This is a genomic window from Pandoraea eparura (genome assembly GCF_902459725.1).
GTDB lineage: Bacteria > Pseudomonadota > Gammaproteobacteria > Burkholderiales > Burkholderiaceae > Pandoraea > Pandoraea eparura.
This window is the reverse complement of record NZ_CABPSH010000006.1, coordinates 190,950-215,192: the sequence shown is the minus strand read 5'-3', so window position 1 is coordinate 215,192 and position 24,243 is coordinate 190,950. Positions and strand designations below refer to the sequence as shown.

The following is a 24,243-nucleotide window of genomic DNA, read 5'->3' as shown; positions in this document are numbered from 1 at the left end:
ATGCGCGTCCTGGTGCTACGCCGCGCGACGCTTGAGCAGATCGAGTGCGACGTCGACGATCATGTCCTCCTGACCGCCCACCATGCGACGCTGCCCCAGCTCGACAAGGATGTCGACAGTCTTCAGGTCGTAGCGCGCAGCGGCGGCTTCCGCGTGACGCAGGAAGCTCGAATACACGCCGGCGTAGCCGAGCGCCAGCGTCTCGCGATCCACGCGCACGGCGCGATCCTGCAGCGGGCGCACGATGTCGTCGGCGGCGTCCATCAGCGTGTACAGATCGCAGCCGTGGTGCCACCCCAGGCGCGACGCCGCCGCGATGAACACTTCCAGCGGCGCGTTGCCCGCGCCCGCGCCCATGCCCGCCAGACTCGCGTCGATGCGATCGCACCCCTCCTCCGCCGCCACGATGGAATTTGCCACGCCCAGGCTCAGGTTGTGGTGCGCGTGCATGCCGGTGAGCGTCTCGGGCTTGAGCACATCCTTGAACGCACGGAATCGCTCGCGCACATCGTTCATGCCCAGCGCGCCGCCCGAATCCACCACATAGATACACGTTGCGCCGTATGACTCCATTAACTTCGCCTGCTCGGCAAGACGCTGCGGCGTGGTCATGTGGCTCATCATCAGAAAGCCCACCGTGTCCATACCCAGCTCGCGCGCGTAGGCGATGTGCTGACGGGAGACGTCCGCTTCCGTGCAGTGCGTTGCGATACGCACCACGCGCGCGCCGGCGTCATAGGCTTCGCGCAGGTCGTGCACGGTGCCCACGCCGGGCAGCAGCAAGGTAGCAACCTTGGCGTGTGTGACGGTCTCGGCCACGGCGGCAATCCACTCGAGATCGGTATGGGCGCCGAAGCCGTAGTTGAAGCTCGAGCCCGCCAGGCCATCGCCGTGCGCGACTTCGATGGAATCGACATGCGCGGCGTCGAGCGCGGCGGCAATCGCCTTCACATTGGCAATGCTGTACTGATGACGAATCGCATGGCTGCCGTCGCGCAGCGTCACGTCGGAGATGTAAAGTTTTTTCTGCGTCATGATGAGGTGTGTCTCCTGAGAGCGCGTGCGACCGTCAGGCCGCGAGCGCCAGGCGGGTGGCGGCGATACGGTCCGCGCAGGCCAGCGCGGCGCTGGTCATGATGTCGAGGTTGCCCGCGTAGGCCGGCAGATAGTGCGCAGCGCCTTCCACTTCGAGGAAGACCGAAGTCTTCAGGCCGGTGAGCTTGCCCAGCCCCGGCACGTTGAGCGCACGAGTTGCGTCGAACAACTCGAACTGCACCCGTTGTTTGAGCCGATAGCCCGGCACATAGGCATGCACCTTGTCGACCATCGCCTGAATGCTGGCTTCGATGGCGGCCTGATCGCCCGGCTCGGACAGCACGAACACCGTGTCGCGCATGATGAGCGGCGGCTCCGCCGGGTTGAGCACGATGATCGCCTTGCCGCGCGACGCGCCCCCCAGCACCTCGATCGCCTTGGACGTCGTTTCCGTGAACTCGTCGATATTGGCGCGCGTGCCCGGGCCGGCCGACTTGCTCGAGATCGAGGCGACGATCTCCGCGTAATGCACCTTTGCCACCTGGGAGATGGCCGCGACCATGGGAATCGTGGCCTGACCGCCGCACGTCACCATGTTGATGTTTCGCGCGTCCAGATGGGCGTCGAGGTTGATCGACGGGATCACGTACGGGCCAATGGCGGCCGGCGTCAGATCGATCACCTGCACGCCGCGCGCTTGCAGCAGCGCGTTGTGATGCGCGTGTGCCTTGGCCGAGGTCGCGTCGAATGCGATACGGATGTCTTCGAAGCCCGGCATCGCCAGCAGGCCGTCGATACCTTGCGCGGTAACCGGCACGCCGAGACGCTGCGCACGCGCCAGGCCATCGGAAGCCGGATCGATACCGACCATCGCGCCCATTTCCAGATGCTCGCTGTTGCGCATCACCTTGATCATCAGGTCGGTGCCAATGTTGCCCGAGCCAATGATCGCCACTTTCTGCTTGCGTCGTTCCGTCACTGTCGTCTCCTGAACGTGTCCGTCCACTGGTATGAGGCGCATCGTAACGGCGCGACATTCAAAATGTCAATATGTAAACATTAATCTCATATATTGAGATAAACGAAACCCGCAGTTTATCCACACTTTTTGTTCACAAGCCCGTTGATAACTTGCGGAAAAGCACAGCAAGCGACTGATTCTTCAGGGAAGAATGGCCGCGCGCGAAAGTTGTGCCACGCGCTGAAAAACCAGGCGTGGCGCGGGTTTTGCAGAAGTTCGTTATCCACAGAATCTGTTTGCAAGCCAGTGGACAACTTGCGGATAGCTTCCTCAAGTCCTTGATCGGATGGAGGAAAAAGGCGGCGCGCATTTGCTGCGCCGTGTCGGGACGCTTGAGAAGCCCCGGCGCTGTGCGTCATGCACTCGTGCGTGGCGCGTCAGGTTATCCACAGAAAATGTTCACAACCCGGTGAATAACGCGTCGATATCCGCGCTACGTCATTGAAGCGAAACGACTTCTTCGCCGAGCAGCAGGTTAGGTCAGCGCGTGATTCGAGCGCAGGCAGTCGCGCGACGTGACGGCCTGTCGAACTTTTGCAGCGTTGACGCGGTCTAGAAGGACTGGAATGCCGGTCACGCGGCGCGTCAGGGCAACGGCCCAAGTTTGCGGCGCGCACATCGCCAGCACGATACCGGCGATCGTGATCGACACATCTCTTGCCACTCGACACGCTCAACCATGAATACGAACCCCCAATGCATCGGGCGGCTCGCGCCATCGATTCGACTCGCACCGCTTGCCCCGCCCTCACGAATTTCGCCGTGCTCCGGCTGCCATGCGTTAGTCGCGCTGGGTGCGGCGTTGACGTTGTTGTCGCCGCTGGCGGCCCGCGCCGACGATGCCCCGAGCGGTATCTCGACCTGGGCCGGCGCCATCGTGGATGAAGTTCGCGAGGTCGCAACGCAAGGCGCAAGCGATCTTTACGTACCGCTGCATACGCGTCACCTTCGCTTTGCCTACACGAGCGAAAAGATCGCCCAATACAACGAAAACCCGTGGGGCCTGGGCTACGGACGTGTGCTGTCCGATGGCAAGAACGGTTCGCGCATGCTGTATGCCATGGCGTTCAAGGATTCACATAACGACTGGTCGCCGATGGCCGGCTACGGTCGTATCTGGAACGTCGCCAACGCCGGCCCCGTACGCTTCGGTCTCGGCTACACGGTCTTTCTGATGTCGCGCTCGGACACCCTCGGCGGCGTGCCCTTCCCCGGCGCGCTGCCCCTCGCCGAAATCGGCGTGGGGCGCGCCTCGGTCTCCACCGCCTATGTGCCCGGCGGCAAGGGCAACGGCAACGTGCTGTTCTTCTTCGGCCGTTACACGTTCGGCAAGCCTGGTTGATCACCGGACGTTGACAGGCCGCGCGCGTTGGCCGGCCCGAGCGCGGCCTCGTCGTGATCGTCGTGATCGTCGGCAGCGGCTTCGGGCGCGGTGCGTGCGCACCATGCCCCGAACCCCGCGATGTAGCCGTACGCCAGCGCAGGCACGAGGAACGACAGCGCGATTCCCACACCATCGGCCAGCGCCCCCTGCAGATAGGGCAACACGGCGCCACCGACGATGGCCATGCAGATCAGCCCGCCGCCCTCGCTCACACGCGCCCCCAGTCCGCCCACCGACAGCGAGAAGATCGTCGGAAACATAATGGCGTTGCCGAGGCCGCACGCCAGCAGCGCCGCCATCGCCAACGACGCAGGCAGTGCGAGCGACGCGAGAATCAGCCCCACGTTGTAGAGCGCGCACAGACTCAGCAACTGCCCGGGCGACACCTTGCGCAACAGCCACGCGCCCACGAATCGCCCCACCATCGCGCCCCCCCAATACAGTGCCAGATACCGGCTTGCCTGCGCATGATCGACGATGCCCGTGCCGGCTTGCGTCAAATAGGCGATCAGGAAACTGCCGATACTGACTTCCGCGCCAACATAAAGAAACAGCGCCACGATGCCGTAACGCAAGGGACGGTGCGCCAGCAGAAGGCGAACGTTGCCGAGCACGCTCGGAGGCGCCGCCCGATTCGCGCGCGGTTCGGGCAGCGTCAACCGCCAGAGCGCCACGCCACCGAGGACCAGCACCGCCGCCAACAGCCCGTAGGGGCCGCGCACGCTGTTCACGGCATGGCCGGTTGCGGTCTGCGCCTGCGGCGCGAGGATCCAGAGCGCGCCGAGCGGCGGCCCGACGGTCGTGCCCAGCGAATTGAACGCTTGCACCAACGTAAGGCGGCTTGCCGCGGCCCCGCGCGTGCCCAACGTCTCGACGTAGGCGTTCACCGCGACTTGCAGCAACGTAATGCCGCTCGCCAGCACGAAAAGCGCGGCGAGACAGCAAGGATAGGACATGAGGGCCGCGGCGGGGAAAAACAGCGCGCAGCCCACGCCGGCCAGCCAGAGCGAACTGGCCAGCGCGCGGCGGTAGCCGACGCGTGCGGTGTATTGCCCCGCCGGGTAGGAGACCACGAAATATGCAGCGAAGAAACTCGATTGAATCAGGGCCGCATCGCGAAAGGTCAGGTCGAACGCGACCTTGAAGTGAGGCACCAGAATGTCGTTCAGCGACGTAATGAGCCCCATCGCGAAGAAGAGCGTCGCGAGCATGGTCAGCACGCGATTCGCGTTAGGCATGGGGGCGGTGGGGAAATGGTTGGGCGAGGGAATATCAGGCAGGCCAGGGGCATTCGTGCGATCGACAACCATGCATGTCTCCAGTGGACAACGAGCGGACTTCTCGTTGAGAGCGGGGGCCGGGCATTAGCAGTCTAGAACGCGTTTTCGATGTCGGGATACGGGCGAAATCTCATAATTGCGTGAGACCGATCTGGCAGGCATTGCGGGTGCGCGTCTGCGTTGCCCTAACCATTTCACGACTGTCGGCGCTTGTCGGCCGACGACTTTTGATCGACTATCCGCGGCATCGGCGATGCCGCCACATTCGGAGAAACATCATGCGGGGTTGGGTTTCCATGAGCGTTGCGACGGGATCGCTCGTCGCGGGCCTATTCGGCCTCGTCGGCCAGGGGTACGCGCAGTCCGGCGGCGCGGCGCGTGCGACGGCCGCCGCGTGTGACTGTGCTCAAGTGGTCGCCGACTGTTCAGCCTCAGTGTCGGTGATTCCGATACGCGCGCTCAACGGCGCCTTCTCTGCCGACGTCACGCTGCAAACCGACGCTCCGTCGTGTGCCAAGGTCGAATACCAGGTCGACGACACGCCTTACGTCACGGTTCTGCGCGACGGCCCCGCAGGCAGCCAGCGTCTGTACGCCACGCGTGCGCTCACGCGCAACAGCGTGTCGCACCTGTCGTGTCATGTATGCGCGGCGGCATCGGCACCGGTACCGAACGACGGCCTGTCCCCCAACATGGCGCGTGTCGACGGCGCCCCCGGCACCTACAGCGCGACGCCTGCTGCTACCGCTGCTACCGCTGCTACCGTTGGTACTGCTGCTACCGCTGGCCCCGCTACCACGGCTGGCACTGCTGCCGCCGCTACGACCGCCGCCACCACTTCCACTACGCCTACCATTGCCACTACCGCAACTACCGCCACGACTGATACGACTGATGTGACTGCCGCCACGCCATCCGCAACCGTCTACACGCCGCCGATGGCGTCGGGCACCGCGACGCAAACGAGCGCCGCGTCCTCCACACTCGTGGTGAATCCGTCCGGGCACTGGCGTGGTCTGTGCACGAATGCGCCGCCATGGTGGGGTTTTTCGGGCTCGCCGATGACGCGTCTGATGGCGCTCGCGCTCAATGGCGCGCAGGTCACGGGCAGCGTCGACGACGTCGAGCCGAACGTTCACACCACGGTGCAGGGCACATTGTCGGGCGACCGTCTGCAACTCGCCGGCAGCTACGGCGCTAAGCACGACATCACGTTCGGCGCGAATGGCACCACGCTCACCGACGCGTGGTGCAACGGGGACGGCCGCTGCGAAACCTGCGAAATGCAGCGTTTTTAAGGGTTTCCGGGCCATCGACGTCAACGGCAGCGCACGGCACGCGCGCGAATTGTGGCCGCAAAACTGCTGTCGAATGCCGGACAAAAATCGCGAACCTCGGTCGCGATCGCGATGACGAATCGCCACCTCGTCAATGAAACGCGTTGAAATGCGGCGAAATCGCCGCTCAGCCTTGTGCGGCAGGCACGCAACATTATTCGCGCACGGCTCGCATAACGCGATTTCTTAGGTAGAATCGTCGGCGCAGCAACACGTATCATTCGGGTGGCCGTTCTACGACGGCACTTTCTTATTCTCATCGATTGGATCGATATGGCAACGGCAAAGAAAGCAGCAGCAAAGAAGGCCCCTGTGGCAAAAAAAGCTCCGGCAGCAAAGAAGGCACCGGTAGCGAAAAAGGCAGCCCCGAAGGCCGCTCCCAAGGCAGCCCCGAAGGCAGCCGTGAAGGCCGCGCCGAAGGCAGCCGCCAACGGCAAGGTTTCGCCGATCAAGGACGCACTCAACAAGACGCAACTCGCAGCGCACCTCGCCGAGCAATCGGCCGTCGCCGTGAAGGAAGTCAAGGCAGTGCTGGCCGCGCTCGAGAACACCATCATCAGCTCGCTGCACAAGAAGGGTGCGGGCGAATTCACGCTGCATGGTCTGTTCAAGGTCACGTCGCAACAAATCGCCGCCAAGGCGAAGCGTTTCGGCAAGGATCCGTTCACGGGTCAAGAGCGCTGGTTCCCGGCCAAGCCGGCGTCGGTGCGCGTGAAGGTTCGCCCGCTGAAGAAGGTCAAGGACGCTGCCCAGTAAGTCTGGCCGTCGCGCCGTCGTGGCATCCACGACAGCGTGATTTGCCGGAACCCGGCAGGCAGTGCCCGCAGACGGTGCCGAAGTTCGGCACCGTTTTTTTTCGTCCCGATTTCCCGCCCTCCTCGTGCCGAGCGACTGATTTCGTCGTCCTCATCACTTTCCCGACGTGGCGCCGTGCGTCGGAAACTCAGGGTTTTCGCTGGGGTTTGTGCGGAGTGGACGCATTGGGTACGGCCCGCTACCATCGCTGCGGTTAACCGTCAGCCAGCGGCGAGCCGTGCGCCTCGCACCCGACGTCGGCATTCTGACAACGCCTTCGCAGCCTCAGGAGACCCAGCATGACTCGCAAGTTGTCGCGTCACCCTGTGCAAGTTCGGCCTTCGTTGTCGCATCCGGCCAGCCGGCAAAGCGTGTCGGGCGCCCCCGACATCCGCTCGCGTCGTGGCTTTCTTACCGCGCTCGGCGTGGCCGCCATGCCGGCCGGTTTCGTCGGATCGCTCGGCGGCACACTCGGCGGTCTGCTCACGAGCACGCTGACGCTGTTTTCCACGCCTGCCCACGCGCAGACCGTGGCCGACATCAAGAAAAAGGGCATGCTCAACGTCGGCATGCTCATCGACTTTCCGCCGTATGGCACGACAAACGCGCAGATGCAGCCGGACGGCTACGACGCCGACGTGGCAAAACTGCTGGCGAAAGATTTGGGCGTGAAGGTCAACATCATGCCGGTGACCGGACCGAACCGAATTCCGTATCTGCTCAGCGGCAAGGTGGATGTGCTGGTCGCCTCGCTCGCCATCACGCCGGAGCGCGCCAAGCAGGTGCAGTTCTCCAAGCCCTACGCCGCCGCGACCATCGTGCTGCTCGGCAAGACCGGCACGCCCATCAAGTCCGCCGCCGATCTGAAGGGCCTGCGGGTGAGCGTCGCTCGCGCGAGCACCCAGGACATGGCCGTCACGAAGACGGCCCCCGAAGGCACCGAGATCCGTCGCTTCGACGACGACGCGTCCGCCATGCAGGCGCTGCTCACCGGCCAGGTCGATGCCATCGGTTGCTCGGTGACCGTCGCCAACGCGATACGTCAGCGCGCACCGGGTCAGTTCGAGCCGAAGTTCAATCTGCTGCAACAGGCCATGGGCATCGCCTTGCGTCCCAACCAGCCGGAACTGCTCGCAGCGATCAACGACTTCGTCACACGCAATACGGCCAACGGCGAACTGAATCAGCGCTATCGCAAGTGGCTCGGCACCGATCTGCCGCACATGCCATAAGCACCGCCGCGCCCCGGCGCTGAGCGCGCTGGGGCGCGTGCTTCCGCAGCGATTGTCCGACCGCGTCCGTGCCGACGCCGGCACGGCGCCAACCTATCGAAATGCGCATTTCGATCCAATCTCCGCACCTCGCGAAACCCTCCCGTAATACTCCGCAATTCTCCGCAATACCCTGCTGTCCGCCCCGCCACACGGTCATTCCCCGCCCTTCCGACGTGATCTTCACAAAAATAGCTTTGCTTTCGACGCAATTTCGATATATCGTAAACACGTCTTAACTACATCGATAAGGAGTCGCATCATGCGTGGATCACGTGGCGATTTCATGGGCCGAGGCCCGCTGGATCTGGACAGCATGGAGGTTGGCGACGAACGGCGCGGCGAACGCGGCGGCAGGGGCGGACGTGGTGGCGGCCGCCTCTTCGGTCATGGGGGCTTGCGGCTCGTGCTGCTGCATCTGATCGCGCAGCAACCCCGCCATGGTTACGAACTCATCAAAGCCATCGAGGAGAGTGTGAACGGCACATATAGCCCGAGCGCGGGTGTTGTCTACCCAACGCTCACGCTGCTCGAAGAAATGGGCTACCTCCGAGTGCAGCAAACCACCGGCGACAGCCAACGAAAGTCCTACGAAATCACCGACACCGGCCGTGAATATCTGGCCGAGAACGAAGCGGCGGTGACGGAGTTGCTCGCACGACTCGCGACGCGCCGCGAGCGTTCGGAAGACATGCCGCCGCAGGTCATGCGCGCGCTGCACAACTTCAAATATGCCGTGCATTTGCGTCTGGGCGGCGAGCCGCTCTCCCCCGAACAGGCCAACGCCTTCGCGGCCATTCTCGACGCGGCTGCGCAACAACTGGAGCGACTCTGATGCAAGACAACGCGGCACCGACTGTCATCCCCGATCGCACGCCACAGCGCGTGCGTCATGAACTCCGCCTGCGCGTGCTCGAAGTCCGTCATGTCGAGCGGCTCACGCCGCACATGTTGCGCGTGACGCTCGGCGGCGACGATCTCGAAGGCTTCTCCAGCCCCGGCTTCGACGATCACGTCAAATTGTTCTTCCCCGACCCCGTGACCGGCGAACTGGCGCTGCCGCAAATCGGCTCGCCGGGGATCGCCAAGCCGGAGGCCGGCGAAGCCCCACGACTGATGCGCGATTACACGCCGCGCCGGTACGATGCGGCGTCGCAAACCCTGGTGATCGATTTTGCGATGCACGACTCCGGCCCCGCCACGCAGTGGGCGCGCTCGGCCCAACCGGGCGGGCGCATCGGCGTAGGCGGCCCGCGCGGCTCGTTCCTCATTCCCATGACGTTCGACGGCTATGTTCTGATCGGCGACGACACGGCACTGCCCGCGATTTCGCGGCGCCTGGCCGAACTACCGGCGGGTGCGCTGGCGTTCGTCTTCGCGGAAATCGACAGTCCGGCCGACCGCCTGCGCTTCGCAAGCGACGCCGACGTCGTGGTGGAATGGGTCTATCGCGAAGGCACGCCCGCCGGCCAAAGCACCGCGCTGATCGACGCACTGGCCCAGGCCACGCTGCCGACTGGCGACGTGCATGCCTGGGTCGCGGCCGAGGCTGGCGTGGCGAAGGCCCTACGCCGCCATCTCGTCGACGCTCGCGGGCTCAACCCGAAATGGGTGAAGGCTGCCGCCTACTGGCGACGCGGTGATGCCGCCGTGCACGAGACGCTGGACGACTGAGCGGGAGCGGCGCGTGTATGCTTTCTATCCCCCACTGACGCAAGAACGCTCGATACGTATGGACACGCCGCCGCTGCCCGACACAAACCTGTTTGCCGGACTCCCTTCGTCTCGCGACCCGAACGCTACCGAGCAGTTCACTACGCTGCTTGCGCGCCCGGGGATGCGGCTTGAGCGCATTGTCTCGACCGGACAGGCGTCCCCGCCCGGCTTCTGGTACGACCAGGCGCAGCACGAGTGGGTGGCGCTGCTGACCGGCGGCGCGGGATTGGCCTTTGCCGACACCCCCGGCCAGACACTCGTGCTGAAGCCCGGCGACGCAGTCACGATCGCCGCGCACCGACAGCATCGTGTCGAATGGACGACACCGGGCGAAACCACCGTCTGGCTTGCGATTCACTACGATTAACACCGTCTATCGCGTTCCCCTTTGGAGAAATTCCCTGCCGTCTTTCGGAATTGCCTGATAGAAATGCCAGGAACAAATTCCGACTATGAAAACGCGTCCCGGGGATGTCGAATTTCGACACCCGAAGGGCGGTTCACCCAAAAGGGGGTACGACGACATGGAGCAACGCAAACGACACGACGGCTTCGAGCGTTGGGCAGCGGGCGCGACTTCGCGTCAGGCGGCGCGGGACGACGCTCGCTGGCGCGTGTTTCGCGCACCGGAGCAGGCCGACTTTCACGGGTTCGTCGTCTGGTGTTACACGCAGGGTGTCTTTCTCGGTCAGGAATTTGACCGACGCACCGATACCATCACGCACTGCTACGTGCGCAACGGCGCCTGGGCCGTGCAGTTCGATTCGTATGGAGAAGCGTGTGAACGTGCTTTTGACATTCACGCGCCCACGCTGATCCTGTACGCACCGGAACGTAACGGCAGCGTCTTCATCACCAGTACCGAGCAGTAGGCCCCCGGCGCGACGGCGTCGGCGGCAAAGGCATGGCACCGGCCGGCGAAACGCCGACCGGTGCTTTTTTTGCTTGCGCGCTGGAGGGCGACAGCCGACGTGTGCGGGCTGCCCGCGCGGTTCAAGTCCCGTTCAGGCGTAGTGGCGGATGTCGTCAATCTCGGTCTGACCGAAATCGTCGCGCTCGGTCAGCGCCAGGATGCGCTGCGCCACGGCATCAGGCGACGAGAGCTTGCCGCTTGCCTTGAGATCCTGGAAGCGGGCCAATGCCGGAAAACTCTCCAGGCTGCTGCTGCGAATCGTCTCCTGCATGCCGGTATCGACCACACCGGGCGCGAGCGACACCGCCTGCACGCCATGCTCGCGATATTCCGTGTTGACAACCCGCGTGTACATGTCGAGCGCGGCCTTGGTCGCGCAGTACACCGCCCAGCCGGCGGTCGGATTGCGGCCGGCGCCCGACGAAATGTTGACGATCTGCCGCTTGGCCGTGAGCCCCTGCGTCGCGGCGAGAAAACGCGCCGTGAGCAGCATGACGGCGGTGACGTTCAAGTTGAACGCCGCGCCGATGGCTGCGGGATCGTTGAGCGCCGCGGCATTGGCGACCGGATTGACGGTGCCCGCATTGTTGATCAGCAGATATCGCGTGGCGTTGCGCGGCAGCGTCGCGAAGACGCGCTCGGCGACCCGCGCGGCGGCCTGGGCATCGGCCAGATCGACGGCCACTTGTTCGAGCTTGACGTCGTGAGCGCTGGCCAGCGCGGTGAGGTCGTCGTCTGTGTGACGGGCCAGCGTCACGAGATGGGTGCCGGGAGAGAGCAGACCGCGCGCAAGCGCCGCGCCGAGACCACGGGATGCGCCGGTCAGAATGGCAATCGTTTGGGACATGGAGAAATGTGCGCTCGGATAGCGCCGCAAAATGAGCCGAACAGGACGGCCATTATCCGCGCATCACGCCGACGCCGCTATCCCGACGGCAGGTCGATTTTCCATCAAGGGCGCCGGTCATTCGTCAAGCGAAATGGGGTATTGCAGAATATCATCGCAATCAAAATTCGCTGACAATTCAAGGGAGAAAAGCGCATTTGGCAAGATTGGCCCGACGGCTCGGCGCGCAAGCGCAGCGCGAGAATTGCGCGCGTGCCGATGTCCGGCGTGCCCAAGCTTGTTGCGCTCAGCGCAGTGCTTTGGCTGCGCTGCACGATACCGCCTGATAGGTATATATTCCTTCCTCATGGAAACGATACCAAGAACCATTCCGGCGCCGGGTGTTGCGTCAGCCACGAGCAAAACCGCAGACCCCGCGCCACCGCGTCCGCGCCAATACGACGCACGGCTTGCGCGTTGGATGGTCACACCGCTGGCCGACACACGCATCACGCCGAACCACCTCACGACCCTGCGCCTGATCGTCGGTATCGCCTGCGCCTGGGCGTTCGCGCAAGGCGGCTATGCCATGGCCAACGTGGGGGCCGTGCTGCTGGTCCTGTCGAACTTCATCGACCATACGGACGGCGAACTGGCGCGGATCAGCGGCAAGACGAGCCGTCTGGGTCACTTCTACGACCTCGCCTCGGACGCGCTCGTCACCGTGCTGCTGTTTGGCGGCATCGGCTTGGGCGTCGCGGCCGTTACGCCGATTCAATATGCGGTGCCCCTGCCACTGAGTGCCTCGGCGCTCGGCTGGATTGCCGGTGTTACGGTGGCGCTGATCTTCTTCCTGCGCATGCGCATCGAAGCGCGCGTCGGCAAGGCCGGCACGACGCAGGCTCGCCTCGGCGGGTTCGAGACGGAAGACGTGCTTTACCTGATGCCCCTCGTCACGCTGTTCGACGGCACACGCGGGTTCCTGATTGCCGCGGCCATCGGCGCGCCGCTTTTCGCGCTGCTGGTGATCGTCGACTACGTACGGGCGATGCGCCGCCCGTTGCCGGACGAGATTCGGGCACCCAGCGAGTCCCTCTCGTCCGTCGCGCCTCCAGCGTCCTCAGCAATGCCGCACGCCCCCTCGGCGCCTGCGGCGTTCGCGGCAGACGCCGAAATCGAACGCGCCCTTGATGCCATCGACGTCGCGGCTGCCACGCGCGAATTCAAATCGCAGGACGCGTTCGTCTATTTGGAAACGTTCCTGCCGCCGAGCGTCACGCAAGCGTTGATCGCCGCCGCCCGCGCGGTGACGCCGAACGTGAACCGCAACTACCTGCCCGGTCACAAACAGGGAGGCAGCGTGAGCCGCCACACGCTCGACGAGCACGCCCCGTTCGTGGCTGAGTTGTACCGCTCGCCCGCCCTGCTGCGCTTCCTGGAACGTCTGGCTGGTGAAAAGCTGCTGCCATCGCCGCAGGACGACCCGCACGCCTATGCGCTCTACTACTACACGCGTCCCGGTGATCACATCGGATGGCACTACGACACCTCGTACTACAAGGGCCGCCGCTACACGCTGCTGCTGGGTGTCGTGGATCAATCGAGCTGCCGGCTCGAATACCGCCTTCACACGCGCAACCCCGGCGTGCCGCCGGTCGACGGCGCCGTTGCGTACCCGCCCGGGGCGCTGGTGTTCTTCGACGGGGACAAACTGCATCACCGCATCACGCCGCTCGGCGAGAACGAGGAGCGCATCTCGCTCACGTTCGAGTATGTGACCGACCCGCGCATGGGCGCGTGGCAGCGCTTCATCTCGAACATGAAGGACGCCATCGCCTATTTCGGCTTCCGGCAAGTGTTTCGTCAGCTCCTGGGACGGACGAAACGCTAAATGAAGCGGACCGCCATCGTCTCCCTCACCCTCGGTTTCGCCCTTTTCGTCGCCCTGCTGATCTGGCAGGGAACGGGATCGGTGATGTCCACGCTGGCGGTGGCCGGCTGGGGACTCCTGCCCATTGCGGCCTTCCACCTTGTGCCGCTGGTGCTGGACGCCGCCGCCATTCAGGTGCTGGTGGCGAAATCTTGCTCGCTGCGCCGCGCCACGCTCACTCGCTGGGTGGGAGAGTCGGTCAACAGCCTGCTGCCGGCCGGGCAGATCGGCGGACCGATCGCGATGGTGCGCCAGATGAAGCAGCGCGGAATGGCCGGGCGCGAAGCCGCCGCGGCCATCACGGTGAGTACGACGCTGCAAGCCGTGGCGCAGATCGTCTTTGCCCTGTTGGGACTGGCCGTGTTCGGCATCAGCGCCACGCACCGCCCCCATGACGGCCTGTGGCTACCGATGCTGCTTGCCACCGCGCTCATCGCCGCCCTGCTCTATGCGTTCTACGTGGCGCAGCAACGCGGCCTCTTCGGTTGGGCGTTTCGCTTGCTCTCGAAGCTGTCGTCCAAGCGTGACTGGTCGGCGCTGCTCGACCGGGCCGATGCCGTCGACGACATCGTGCAACGCATGTACGGACAACGCCGTCAGGTGCTCGCCAGTTTCCTGCTCAGTCTCGTGGGCTGGATCGTCGGCACCGCGGAAGTCTGGCTGATTCTGCAATGCATCGGCTACCCGGTGAGCTGGGTCGACGCGCTGCTGCTCGAGAGCCTCGGACAAGCCATTCGTGGCGCGGCGTTCTTCGTGCCGGGCTCGCTCGGCGTGCAGGAAGGCGGGTACCTGCTGCTCGCCCCGCTCGTGGGGCTGCCGGCGGACGCCGGTCTGGCCCTCTCGCTGGCCAAGCGCACTCGCGAGCTGCTGCTCGGTGTGCCGGGCCTCGTTTATCTTCACGTCTCCGAACGTGGCTGGCGCCGCCAGCGGGCCGCGCAAGACAGCGCGCCGCTGCCTGCCGCCACAGATTCTGCATCGCTCTAAAGAAGGATATCGACCATGCGCGCCATCATTCTCGCAGCAGGCATGGGCCTGCGTTTGCTCCAACCTGAAGACAAGCAGTCGCCCAAGTGCCTGCTTGAGTTCGACGGCATGTCGCTGCTGGAGCGCCACTTGCGCATGCTGGCCGCGGCCGGCATCACCGATGTGGTGCTTGCGCTCGGCTTCCATCACGAGCAGGTGAGCGAAGCCCTCGAGCGGCTGAACTGGACGCCGCGTCCGCAAATCCGTCTCAATCCCGAATTCCATCTGGGCAGCGTGCTGACACTGCACACCGCCGCCGATGCAATGACCGCGGGCGGCGACGTGCTCGTCATGGATGCCGACGTGCTCTACGACCAGCGCATCTTCAACGCCCTGGTGGCGGGCCAGACGGCGAACCGCCTGCTTATCGACCGCGACTTCGAGGTCGGCGACGAGCCGGTCAAGCTGTGCCTGCGCAACGGGGTGCCGGTCGAGTTGCGCAAGCAGGTCATGGTCGGCCTTGACTACGACACCGTCGGCGAATCGGTCGGCTTCTTCCGTTTCAACGAAGCGACGGCCACGCGCCTGGCGGAAATCACGCGTGATTACGTCGAATCGGGCCGCGCCAAGCTGCCGCACGAGGAAGCCGTGCGCGATCTGCTGCTCGAGCGCGGCGCGCAATTCGAAACGGCTGACGTCACAGGCTTCCCCTGGATCGAAATCGACTACCCTGAAGATGTGAAGCGCGCCGCTGACCTGGTGCTGCCACAACTCGAACCCCTCACCATGGTGTCCGAATGAACGCTCCCGACGCATTCTCCCCTGCGCCGGCTGCGACGCGCGCGTCGCAGCTGCGCACCCTGCTGCGCAGCGCGCAGCTCGAATTCCTGATGGAAGCCCACAACGGCCTGTCTGCGCGCATCGTGCGCGAGGCCGGTTTCAAGGGTATCTGGGCGTCCGGGCTCGCCATTTCGGCGCAGTTCGGTGTGCGCGACAACAACGAGGCGAGCTGGACGCAGGTGGTCGAGAACCTCGAATTCATGGCCGACGCCAGCCAGTTGCCAATCCTGCTCGATGGCGATACCGGCTACGGCAACTTCAACAACATGCGCCGCCTGGTGCGCAAGCTCGAGCAACGCGGCGTGGCCGGCGTGTGCATCGAAGACAAGGTCTTCCCGAAGACCAACAGCTTCATCGGCGGCGAACGCCAGCCGCTCGCCGATATCGACGAGTTCTGCGGCAAGATCAAGGCGGGCAAGGACTCGCAGGCCGACGACGACTTCTCCATCGTGGCGCGCGTCGAAGCGCTGATCGCCGGCTGGGGCATGGAAGAGGCGCTGCGCCGTGCCGAGGCCTATCGGCAGGCCGGGGCCGATGCCATCCTGATTCACAGCAAGCTGAGCCGTGCCGATGAGATCGTGCAGTTCGCCCGGGAGTGGGACCGCCGCTGCCCGCTGGTGATCGTGCCGACCAAGTACTACAGCACGCCGACCGAGGTGTTCCGCGAGGCGGGCATCAGCGTCGCGATCTGGGCCAATCACCTGATTCGCTCGGCCACGTCGGCCATGCAGGCCGTGGCTGCCGAGATCCACCGCAGCGAGACGCTCGTCAACGTCGAAGACCGCATCGCGACCGTCGACGAAATCTTTCGCCTGCAGGACACGGCCGAATACAGCGAAGCCGAGGACCGCTACCTGTCGGCCGCGAGCGCGCCGCGCGCGGCCATCGTGCTGGCCGCCAGCCGCGGCAAGAACCTCGAGAGCGTGACGACCGACCGTCCGAAGGTGATGCTTCCCGTGGCGGGCAAGCCACTGCTGCGCTGGCTGGTCGACGGCTTCAAGAAGCAGAACGTGAATGACATCACCGTCGTGGGCGGCTATCGCGCGGACGCGATCGACACGGCGGGCATCACCCTCGCGATCAACGAGCGTCACGCCGAGACCGGCGAACTCGCCTCGCTCGCGCGCGTGACCAACGCGTTCGCGCACGACACGATCGTCTCTTACGGCGACCTGCTGTTCCGCAGCTACATCGTGCGCGACCTGGTTGAGAGCGATGCCGACTTCACGGTCGTGGTCGACTCGACCGCCACCACGACTGCCGATGCCACCAACGCCAGCGTGCGCGACTTCGCGTACTGCTCGGCCGGCGACGATCGCGGCCTGTTCGGCCAGCGGGTGCTGCTGGAGCGAATCAGCGCCGACGCCACGCACGCCGGACGCGCGCCCAACGGCCGCTGGATAGGCTTGCTGGGCGTGCGCGGCGAGGACGGTCGCGCGCGGTTGCTGCGCGTCTTCGCGGCCTTGCAGGCCCGCGCGGACTTCGACCGGCTTGGCATGCCCGACCTGATCAATGCCCTCACCGCCGACGGCGCCAGCATCGAAGTGCAGTACGTGCACGGCCACTGGCGTGGGGTGAACGATATGGACGAATTCCGCCACGCGGCCGACTTCGCGCATGGCCAGACGCCGTTTAGCGGCGCCGCGACGGAGACCCGCCATGATTGAAGCCGGCCAGTTCGTCGACGCCGCGCGCCAGCACGGCTTCACGTGGTACACCGGTGTGCCGTGCTCGTTCCTCACGCCGTTCATCAACTACGTGCTGCAGGATCCGACGCTGCATTACCTGTCGGCCGCCAACGAAGGCGACGCGGTCGCCATCGCGGCCGGGGCGACGCTCGGTGAAGGCCGCGGCGCTCGCGCGGTCACGATGATGCAGAACTCGGGCCTCGGCAACGCCGTGAGCCCGCTGACCTCGCTCACGTGGACCTTCCGGCTTCCGCAGTTGCTGATCGTGACGTGGCGCGGTCAGCCCGGCATCGCCGATGAGCCGCAACACGCGCTCATGGGCCCCATCACGCCCGCAATGCTCGACCTGATGGAAGTGCCCTGGGAGTTGTTCCCGACCGAGCCCGAGGCGATTGTCCCGGCGCTGGCACGTGCCGTACGCCATATGGACGAGACCGGCCGCCCCTATGCCCTCGTCATGCAAAAGGGCAGCGTGGCGCCCTTTCCGCTGCCACCGGCCGAGCGTCCCACGCGTCCGGCGCAGCCCGCCCCGGTATCGCTCATGCGCGACGTCGCACCGTCCGAGTTGCCCACACGCCGCGACACCCTGGCGCGCATCATCGCGCACACACCGCTCGAACGCACCGTCGTGCTGGCCTCGACCGGCTTCTGCGGACGCGAACTCTACGCGCTCGACGATCGCGCCAACCAGCTTTACATGGTCGGCTCGATGGGATGCGTGACGACGCTGGCGCTGGGTCTGGCGCTGTCGCGTCCCGACCTGCAAGTGGTCGCGCTCGACGGCGACGGCGCCGCACTGATGCGCATGGGCGCATTCGCGACGCTGGGCGCATACGGCCCGTCGAATCTCGTGCATCTGCTGCTCGACAATGCGTCGCACGACTCGACCGGCACACAGGCCACCGTCTCGCCCACGGTGTCGTTTGCGGGCGTTGCGGCGGCCAGCGGCTACTCCGCGGCGCTCGAAGGCGATACGCTGGACGTCATCGACACCGTGTTCGGTGCCGCCGCCGTCCGCCAGAACGACGGCCCTCGCTTCGCATGCCTGCGCACGCGTCCGGGGACGCCCGACGATCTGCCGCGTCCGAAGATTACGCCGGAAGCGGTCAAGTCGCGCCTGATGGACCACATTGCACAGCGCGCGCAGGCTTCGGCCTGAGCGTCCCCCTTTCAAGACCCAAGACATCTGCCGAGGAACCTTTGCCATGCTGCTGCTGAATCCGGGTCCCGTGACCCTTACCGAGCGCGTCCGCAAGAGCTTGCTGCAACCCGATCTGTGCCACCGCGAGCCCGAATTCTTCGATCTCCAGGATGAAGCGCGTGCGCGTCTGAACGGCGTGTATGGCCTCGACCCGGCCGTGTGGACGCCGGTGCTGATGACCGGCTCGGGCACCGCCGCCGTCGAGAGCATGACGGCGGGCCTCGTGCCGGAAGGCGGCCGCCTGCTGATCGTCGAGAACGGCGTGTACGGCGAGCGCATCTCGCAGATCGCGAAGCAATACCGCATCGACCACGACGTCATCCACTTCGAATGGATGCAAGCGCCCGACCTGGCACAGATCGTCGGTAAGCTCGACACGGCAGGCGATCGCCCGTATACCCACGTGGCGATCATTCACCATGAGACAACAACGGGCCGTTTGAACGACCTGTCGGGTCTCGCCCGCGCGTGCCGCGAGCGCGGCATCGGCCTGCTGGTCGACGGCGTGAGCAGCTTCGCCGCCGAAGCCATCGATTTCAACGACTCGGGCATCGTGGCCGTGGCCGCCACCGCGAACAAATGCGTGCACGGCGTGCCGGGCGTGTCGTTCGTGATGGTGCGAAAAGACGCCCTCGCCAAGGCCGCAAGCCGCACGTACTACCTCGACATCGCGCGCCTGGCCAAGCTCCAGGCCGAGCGCAACACGCCGTTCACGCCGTCCGTGCATGCCTACTACGCGCTGGTCGAAGCGCTGCGCGAACTCGACGATGCCGGGGGCTGGCAAGCGCGTCACGCGCATTACGGCGCGCTCGCCGAGCAGGCCCGTGCCGGCCTGGCCGCGCTGGGTATCGACGGCGCGCTGCCGCCGGGCGAGTCGTCCGTGGTGCTGCGCGCGTACAAGCTGCCCGCCGGGGTCGACTATCCGCGCCTGCACGACTGGCTCAAGGCCGACGGCTTCGTGATCTACGCCGGTCAAGGCGGATTGTCCAAGGAGTTGTTCCGCATCTCGACGATGGGCAACCTCACGGCGGCCGACATTGACCGCCTGCTGGCGTCCTTCGCCAGGCTGGTGAAGTGAGCGCGGGAACGAACGTTCACTCATGACCGAATGGCTGTGCCCGACCTTCCGCGCTTGATTCACCTCACCTGATCTATCCTCCGATTTATCGAGACTCGAACGCCGAACGGCACCTTCCGGTGCCGTTCTGCTTGAGTTGCTGTCGCCTGATGTCGCCGACGTCAGGCTTTATGCGACGGCGGCGCCTTCTTGCGCGGCTTGCCCATGAGCACCGGCTGGAAGAACACGGCGCCGATCAGCGTGCAGACGAGCGATAGCGCCAGCAGCTTGCCCATGCTCGACGTGCCCGGGTGATGCGACAGCCACAGACTGCCGAAGGCAATGCCCGTGGTCGCGGCCGAGAGCACGATCGCCTGTGTCAGCCCCGACGCCAGCAGTCGCGTCTGCCCGTGACGCCACGCGATCACGTAGTAGATCTTGAATGCCACGCCCACCCCGAGCAGCAGCGGCAACGCAATGATGTTCGCAAAGTTCAGCGGAAGACCGATCAGCACGCTGAGTTCGAGCGTGACGCCTGCCGAGACCAGCAACGGCACCAGCGTGCGCAGCACGTCGCCAAAGTTGCGCAGTGCCAGCCACAACAGCACGGTGATCGAGAGCAAGGCCAGCGCACCCGCCTCGACGAACGCGCGAATGATCGTGTCGGCTGAGCGCAGGATCGAGATCGGGCCGCCGACGGCGTCCGGCGTTGTCGCCAGCACGGCGGTAGTGAACTTGCGCAGCATGACGTCGTCGCTCGGATCCGCCCCCTTCGCCACGTGCGGCGAGATGTTCACGAGCGCGCGCCCGTCGGCCGCCACCCATTGCGAGGCGATATCCTTGGGCAGCGACTCACGCGTCAAGGCATGCGGCTGCAGGGCGTCGCGCAACTGGCCGAGCGCGAGCTTCAACGGCTCGGTGATCGCCCGCTCCGCACGGTCGCGCGTCGCCGGGTCCGCCGCGGCAAGCTTGCGTAACGCGACCGCCAGACGTTGCGCCGGCTTCGCGCCGTCGCCTGGATGATCGAGGGCCGCATCCTCCAATTGACCGGCGGCCGTCTTGAGCGCCGACACGCGCGCCGCGTCGGTCACCGGTGTCAGCGGCGTCTGTGACAGCACAGGCAGCAACGACTCGGCGGCCGCGCCGATCAGTGCAAGCTTGGCGGACTGGTCCGCCGGCAGGAATGTGGTGAGCGTGACCACGCGACCGATCTCCGGCACGGCACGCAGTTTCGCCGCGTCCGCATCGGCGGCGGCGAGCGTCGGGGCGAGCAACTGCACGTCGTTGACTCCGGCTTCCGGCGAATTGGCCAGATCGGTCAGCGTCGCCATCGACTCTGTCTTCGGATCCTTCAGATGCAACGGGTTGAAGTCGAAATGAAGATGGGCGAGCAGCGGCAGGCCCGCGACCACGAGGGCGAGCGTGCCGTAAAGCAACGGCTTGCGGTGCTTCTCGGTGAACGCGTCGACCGGGCCGAGGCTGCGAAAACCCGGCGGGCTAGGTTCTCCCTTCGGCTTGAACACACTGATGAGCGCCGGCAACAACGTGATGGCCGACGGGAAGGCCACGCACAGAATGCCCACCCCCGCGATCAGCCCCAGTTCGGACACACCGCGATAATCGGTCGGCAGGAACGAGAAGAAGCTCGCGGCCGTGGCGGCGGCCGCCAGCGACAGCGGCATGGCAATCGCCCTGCCCGCGCTGATGAGCGCCCCGTGGAGCGCGTCGTCACCCTTCACGCCGGCGTCCCGGTCCAGACGATGGCGCTCCTCGCGATAGCGCACGCCGAACTGAATGCCGAAGTCCACCCCGATGCCGACGAAGAGCACCGCGAATGCGACCGAAATCATGTTGAGCGCGCCGACCATCATCAGACCGAGCGCGAACGTGACGGCCAGCCCTGCCAGCAGCGTGATGAACACCGCGAGAATCATCTTGCCCGAGCGCACCGCCAGCCACAGCACGACCAGCACGGCCAGCAACGTGACGATGGCGTTGGGCCCGGCATCCTGACGCACGGAGGCGAACTCTTCATCGGACAGCGGACGTGGGCCCGTCAGGCGAACCGTCGCGCCATAGCGCTCACCGAGCTTCAGGTCGGCCACGGCCTCGCGAATGCGCGTCGCGGCGTTCGCGCCGGCTTCGAGCGCCGCGTAGTCCAGCACGGGCTGCACCTGAACATAGCTGCGCGCCACGGTGTCCGGGGCGACGAGCGCCCGCCACGACATCGCCGCCGGCCGCCCGGCGAGCACCGCCTCGGTCGTGTCGGCCGCCGCCCCGAGCAGGCTGGCCATGTCCGGCAGCTTGACCTGCCCCGTGAGCAGCGGCGTTTGCAGCGTGACGGACAGCAGGTTCGACAAGCCGGTCAGGCTGGGGTCCTGCGCCAGGCGGTTGAGCAGGGGTTTCGCGTCGTCCAGCTTGCCCGTGAGCGACTTCACGTCGCCAAGCGGTGCGAAGAGCAGCGCGTTGTGGGCGAAGAACTCTCCCGAGCCCGGCCGACTCACCGCCCTGAACACGTCGGTCTCGGTGGCGAGCTTCGCAGCCAGCTCGGCGGCGGCCCGGTCGGCGAACTCTGCCGCCGGGGCCTGCACCACGGCCAGGGTGAGGTCGGACTTCTGGGGGAAAGCGCGATTGATGGCACGGCCGCGCTCGGCGGCAGGCGTGTTCAAATCGATCAGGCCGGAGATATCGGTGTTGATCGCGAAGTGCCTGGCGACATACACGCAACTCGCCATCACGAGCAGGAGCGAAGCGACGATGACCGGGTACGCGTGCTTCGCCGAAAAACGGACGATGCGCACGACGAGCGAAGTCAGCATGTAGCGGTTCCGGAAGAAAGTGGAGTGTCCTCGTCCCGGCCGCCGCGCGTCAAACGGTCACGAAACGTGATGTATCGAGCGATACCGGGGAACCAATCGCGGACGATGCCCGTCGATCTGCTCATGGAAGACAAGGAAACGGTGAATTTACGAAATCGCAGCAGTATACAAGGCCGCGTGCTCTACACTACGGCCACCCGAACGAAACCCACGAAGACGGTATGAACAAATTTCTGGTGACGGCGGTCTCAGCCGTCGCATTGAGCGGCATCGGCGCCGCCTCCGGCGCCTGGGCTCAGGCGAGCAGCAACAATCCAAACGACATGGTGAAGACCGCGGTCGAGACGGTCGTCAAGGCAGCCAAGGCAGACGCGGCCGCCCGTGACGGCGATGTCGCGGCCACCGCCCGTGTCGTGGGCCGCGACTTCCTGCCCTATACCGATTTCCATCGGACCACGCGCTACGCCGTCGGCTCGAAGGCCTTCGACGCGGCCACGCCGGCCCAGCAGCAACAGGTCTTCGAGCAGTTCCAGCAGTTGCTCGTGAACACCTTCGCGCTGCAACTCTCGCAGGTGCGAGGCACCCAGATCGCGTTCAAGTTCACGCCGGCGAAACTCACGGCGAACAGCAGCGATGTGGTGGTCGGCGCCTCGGTCAACAGCAATGGCGACAACCTGTCGGTGGCCTATCGTCTGGCCAAGACCGACAAGGGCTGGAAGATCTACGACATCAACATGATGGGCGAGAACGTGGCCAACGCGTGGCTCATCCAGTTGTACCAACCGCAATTCAAGGCGCGTATCGCCCAGGGCGGCATTGACGGACTGATTGCCTATCTGCGTGAGAAGAACGCGCGTTTCGGCAAGTAAAATCAACGACTTGACGACGCCCGTCGCGCCCGGCGACGGCGGGCCGAGGCGTCGGTCGCCACTTGGCGGCACCTTCGGCGCAAATCCGATCCAGATAAGCGCCGATTCGTCAACATTCAAGCAACATGCGCTGGTCTCTGCCTACCGCGGGTGGCCAGCACCATTTGGCGGCGGCGGTTACAATCGTCGCTTGTCAAACGACCGGACGGCGGTCCCCCAAAGGGTGCGCGCGAATTGCCATCGATACTGGTACCGCGTGTTCCTCGAGGCCATGGCGATCAGGACATGGGCACTCGATCGGAATCGCCATCCCGGCCGACCTGAGCCGGAGAGCTGAATGCAAGTCTTCCTTGCCCAACCCCGCGGTTTTTGTGCGGGTGTCATACGTGCCATCGAGATCGTGGAACGCGCCCTGGAAAAATACGGCGCCCCGGTCTACGTGCGCCATGAGATCGTCCACAACAAGCACGTGGTCGATTCGCTCAAGGCCAAGGGCGCGCGCTTCATCGACGAGTTGTCCGAAGCCCCGGCGGGTGCGGTCACCATTTTCAGTGCGCACGGTGTCGCACGCGTCGTCGAACAGGAAGCGCAGACGCGCGGCCTGCGGGTGCTCAATGCCACCTGCCCGCTCGTCACCAAGGTGCACCTGCAGGGAAAGAATTACGTGTCTGCCGGACGTGAGGTCATCCTGATCGGACACGCCGGCCACCCGGAAGTCGAGGGCACGATGGGCCAGATCGATGGCCCCGTGCATCTCGTCCAGACCGAGCAGGATGTCGGCACGCTGCCGCTGGCCGTCGACACCCCGGTCTCGTATGTGACGCAGACCACGCTGTCGGTCGACGAGACTCGCGGTATCATTGCTGCGCTGCAAGGTCGCTTTACCGATATTGTCGGCCCGGACACCAAGGACATCTGCTACGCCACGCAAAACCGCCAGACCGCCGTGCGCGAGCTGTGCGAGCGCGTGGACGTGCTGCTCGTGGTGGGTGCAACGAACAGCTCGAACTCGAACCGCCTGCGCGAAATCGGCGCCGAAATGGGACTGCCGAGCTATCTCGTGGCCGACGGCAGCGAGGTCGATCCCGCATGGGTGCGCGGCCAGGCCCGCATCGGCATCACCGCCGGGGCGTCCGCGCCCGAGCGCATGGTCGAAGACGTGATCGACGCGCTGCGTCGCCTCGACACCGTCGAAGTGACGCTCATGGACGGCATCGAGGAAACGATCCAGTTTCGCCTGCCGTCGGAACTGACCAAAGACGAGCCGGTCGCCGCGCAACAAGCGCTCGCCGGCTAAC

General features: G+C 65.3%; 22 protein-coding genes and 1 pseudogene. 17 read left to right on the top strand and 6 right to left on the bottom strand.

The window, feature by feature from the left end; all coding sequences use genetic code 11:
- Nucleotides 1-15 precede the first annotated feature (15 nt).
- From dmpG to PEP31012_RS23690, 3 genes are all read right to left on the bottom strand, one after another.
- The gene (dmpG, locus tag PEP31012_RS14685) at nucleotides 16-1,035 is read right to left on the bottom strand and encodes a 4-hydroxy-2-oxovalerate aldolase (protein ID WP_150590059.1); all 1,020 of its coding nucleotides are present in this window, start codon (nucleotides 1,033-1,035) and stop codon (nucleotides 16-18) included.
- Nucleotides 1,036-1,069: 34 nt separating this feature from the next.
- Complete coding sequence (locus PEP31012_RS14680; protein WP_174978249.1) at nucleotides 1,070-2,056, bottom strand: acetaldehyde dehydrogenase (acetylating); 987 nt, start codon at nucleotides 2,054-2,056, stop codon at nucleotides 1,070-1,072.
- A 475-nt stretch (nucleotides 2,057-2,531) separates the two neighbouring features.
- The gene (locus PEP31012_RS23690) at nucleotides 2,532-2,708 is read right to left on the bottom strand and encodes a hypothetical protein (protein ID WP_174978248.1); all 177 of its coding nucleotides are present in this window, start codon (nucleotides 2,706-2,708) and stop codon (nucleotides 2,532-2,534) included.
- Nucleotides 2,709-2,735: 27 nt separating this feature from the next.
- On the opposite strand from PEP31012_RS23690, the gene pagP reads away from it, so the two are divergent.
- Nucleotides 2,736-3,398 (top strand): lipid IV(A) palmitoyltransferase PagP, encoded by a 663-nt coding sequence (gene pagP / locus PEP31012_RS14675; RefSeq protein ID WP_150590057.1) that lies wholly within the window; start codon nucleotides 2,736-2,738, stop codon nucleotides 3,396-3,398.
- Here pagP and PEP31012_RS14670 read toward each other — a convergent pair.
- Nucleotides 3,374-4,750: a sugar MFS transporter gene (locus tag PEP31012_RS14670; protein ID WP_246171304.1), complete on the bottom strand. Its 1,377-nt coding sequence runs from the start codon at nucleotides 4,748-4,750 to the stop codon at nucleotides 3,374-3,376. The two genes, pagP and PEP31012_RS14670, sit on opposite strands and share 25 nt — an antisense overlap.
- A 248-nt stretch (nucleotides 4,751-4,998) precedes the next feature.
- Between PEP31012_RS14670 and PEP31012_RS14665 the strand changes: the two genes are divergently transcribed.
- From PEP31012_RS14665 to PEP31012_RS14635, 7 genes are all read left to right on the top strand, one after another.
- Nucleotides 4,999-6,018 carry a hypothetical protein gene (locus tag PEP31012_RS14665; RefSeq protein ID WP_150590056.1) on the top strand — a complete coding sequence of 340 codons (1,020 nt, stop codon included), beginning with the start codon at nucleotides 4,999-5,001 and terminating at the stop codon, nucleotides 6,016-6,018.
- A gap of 312 nt (nucleotides 6,019-6,330) precedes the next feature.
- Nucleotides 6,331-6,813 carry an HU family DNA-binding protein gene (locus PEP31012_RS14660; protein WP_150590055.1) on the top strand — a complete coding sequence of 161 codons (483 nt, stop codon included), beginning with the start codon at nucleotides 6,331-6,333 and terminating at the stop codon, nucleotides 6,811-6,813.
- A 473-nt stretch (nucleotides 6,814-7,286) separates the two neighbouring features.
- Complete coding sequence (locus PEP31012_RS14655) at nucleotides 7,287-8,084, top strand: transporter substrate-binding domain-containing protein (protein ID WP_150590100.1); 798 nt, start codon at nucleotides 7,287-7,289, stop codon at nucleotides 8,082-8,084.
- Nucleotides 8,085-8,385: 301 nt separating this feature from the next.
- Nucleotides 8,386-8,958, top strand: a complete 573-nt coding sequence (locus PEP31012_RS14650) for a PadR family transcriptional regulator (protein WP_150590054.1) — start codon at nucleotides 8,386-8,388, stop codon at nucleotides 8,956-8,958.
- Nucleotides 8,958-9,797, top strand: a complete 840-nt coding sequence (locus PEP31012_RS14645; RefSeq protein WP_150590053.1) for a siderophore-interacting protein — start codon at nucleotides 8,958-8,960, stop codon at nucleotides 9,795-9,797. Before PEP31012_RS14650 ends, PEP31012_RS14645 begins: the two co-directional genes overlap by 1 nt.
- A gap of 58 nt (nucleotides 9,798-9,855) precedes the next feature.
- Complete coding sequence (locus tag PEP31012_RS14640) at nucleotides 9,856-10,206, top strand: cupin domain-containing protein (protein WP_150590052.1); 351 nt, start codon at nucleotides 9,856-9,858, stop codon at nucleotides 10,204-10,206.
- A gap of 157 nt (nucleotides 10,207-10,363) precedes the next feature.
- On the top strand, nucleotides 10,364-10,711 hold the full coding sequence (locus PEP31012_RS14635) for a hypothetical protein (RefSeq protein WP_150590051.1): 348 nt from the start codon (nucleotides 10,364-10,366) through the stop codon (nucleotides 10,709-10,711).
- A gap of 132 nt (nucleotides 10,712-10,843) precedes the next feature.
- On the opposite strand, the gene PEP31012_RS14630 is transcribed toward PEP31012_RS14635, so the two are convergent.
- A complete protein-coding gene (locus PEP31012_RS14630) occupies nucleotides 10,844-11,599 on the bottom strand; it encodes an SDR family oxidoreductase (protein WP_150590050.1) in 756 nt (251 codons plus the stop codon).
- A gap of 346 nt (nucleotides 11,600-11,945) precedes the next feature.
- Between PEP31012_RS14630 and PEP31012_RS24255 the strand changes: the two are divergent.
- The 7 genes and pseudogenes from PEP31012_RS24255 to PEP31012_RS14600 form a co-directional block, all read left to right on the top strand.
- Nucleotides 11,946-12,644: pseudogene (locus tag PEP31012_RS24255) on the top strand (CDP-alcohol phosphatidyltransferase family protein); the annotation flags it as partial.
- Between the two features lie 60 nt (nucleotides 12,645-12,704).
- Nucleotides 12,705-13,469, top strand: coding sequence for an alpha-ketoglutarate-dependent dioxygenase AlkB (locus PEP31012_RS14625; RefSeq protein WP_246171308.1), 765 nt, complete (start codon nucleotides 12,705-12,707; stop codon nucleotides 13,467-13,469).
- Complete coding sequence (locus tag PEP31012_RS14620; protein WP_150590049.1) at nucleotides 13,470-14,492, top strand: flippase-like domain-containing protein; 1,023 nt, start codon at nucleotides 13,470-13,472, stop codon at nucleotides 14,490-14,492. It abuts the gene before it with no gap.
- A gap of 15 nt (nucleotides 14,493-14,507) precedes the next feature.
- Nucleotides 14,508-15,272 carry a phosphocholine cytidylyltransferase family protein gene (locus PEP31012_RS14615; protein WP_150590048.1) on the top strand — a complete coding sequence of 255 codons (765 nt, stop codon included), beginning with the start codon at nucleotides 14,508-14,510 and terminating at the stop codon, nucleotides 15,270-15,272.
- Entirely contained in the window at nucleotides 15,269-16,978 is a 1,710-nt protein-coding gene (gene aepX, locus PEP31012_RS14610; RefSeq protein ID WP_150590047.1) for a phosphoenolpyruvate mutase, read from the top strand. The genes PEP31012_RS14615 and aepX overlap by 4 nt, the downstream gene beginning before the upstream one ends.
- Nucleotides 16,971-18,158, top strand: a complete 1,188-nt coding sequence (gene aepY / locus PEP31012_RS14605; RefSeq protein WP_150590046.1) for a phosphonopyruvate decarboxylase — start codon at nucleotides 16,971-16,973, stop codon at nucleotides 18,156-18,158. Before aepX ends, aepY begins: the two co-directional genes overlap by 8 nt.
- 46 nt (nucleotides 18,159-18,204) lie before the next feature.
- On the top strand, nucleotides 18,205-19,278 hold the full coding sequence (locus tag PEP31012_RS14600) for a 2-aminoethylphosphonate aminotransferase (protein ID WP_150590045.1): 1,074 nt from the start codon (nucleotides 18,205-18,207) through the stop codon (nucleotides 19,276-19,278).
- Nucleotides 19,279-19,439: 161 nt separating this feature from the next.
- Here PEP31012_RS14600 and hpnN read toward each other — a convergent pair whose 3' ends face one another.
- A complete protein-coding gene (hpnN, locus tag PEP31012_RS14595; protein WP_150590044.1) occupies nucleotides 19,440-22,076 on the bottom strand; it encodes a hopanoid transporter HpnN in 2,637 nt (878 codons plus the stop codon).
- Nucleotides 22,077-22,297: 221 nt separating this feature from the next.
- On the opposite strand from hpnN, the gene PEP31012_RS14590 reads away from it, so the two are divergent.
- Nucleotides 22,298-22,945, top strand: coding sequence for an MlaC/ttg2D family ABC transporter substrate-binding protein (locus PEP31012_RS14590; RefSeq protein WP_150590043.1), 648 nt, complete (start codon nucleotides 22,298-22,300; stop codon nucleotides 22,943-22,945).
- 337 nt (nucleotides 22,946-23,282) lie between these two features.
- Nucleotides 23,283-24,242: a 4-hydroxy-3-methylbut-2-enyl diphosphate reductase gene (gene ispH, locus PEP31012_RS14585; RefSeq protein ID WP_150590042.1), complete on the top strand. Its 960-nt coding sequence runs from the start codon at nucleotides 23,283-23,285 to the stop codon at nucleotides 24,240-24,242.
- Nucleotide 24,243: the final 1 nt, after the last annotated feature.